The organism is Curtobacterium sp. B8 (genome assembly GCF_000333315.1).
Lineage (GTDB): Bacteria > Actinomycetota > Actinomycetes > Actinomycetales > Microbacteriaceae > Curtobacterium > Curtobacterium luteum.
This window is the reverse complement of the sequence record NZ_BACW01000408.1, coordinates 1-233: the sequence shown is the minus strand read 5'-3', so window position 1 is coordinate 233 and position 233 is coordinate 1. Positions and strand designations below refer to the sequence as shown.

Sequence of the window (233 nt, the reverse complement as noted above, 5' to 3'; positions counted from 1 at the left end):
CTCGGCGAGTTGCTTCGAGTTGACGTGCCGCCCGGCCTGTTCGGCATCGAGCAGCACCCGGAGCGCGAGCAGGGCGTTCTCCCCGACGCCGAGCGCTTCGCGGGCGCGACGCTGTGCGGCGTTCTCGGCGCTGCGGTACCGCCGGAGGGCGTTCAGCACGTCGACCGCGTCGACCCTCGTGCGCTCGTCGTACCAGAACCCCGCGGAGTCTCGTGCTTCCTCGGTGGTCATAC

The 233-nt window shown here is 70.8% G+C and carries 1 pseudogene; it reads right to left on the bottom strand.

Annotated features, from left to right (window positions below):
* Window positions 1–233: pseudogene (locus tag I59_RS22835) on the bottom strand (MarR family transcriptional regulator); the annotation flags it as partial.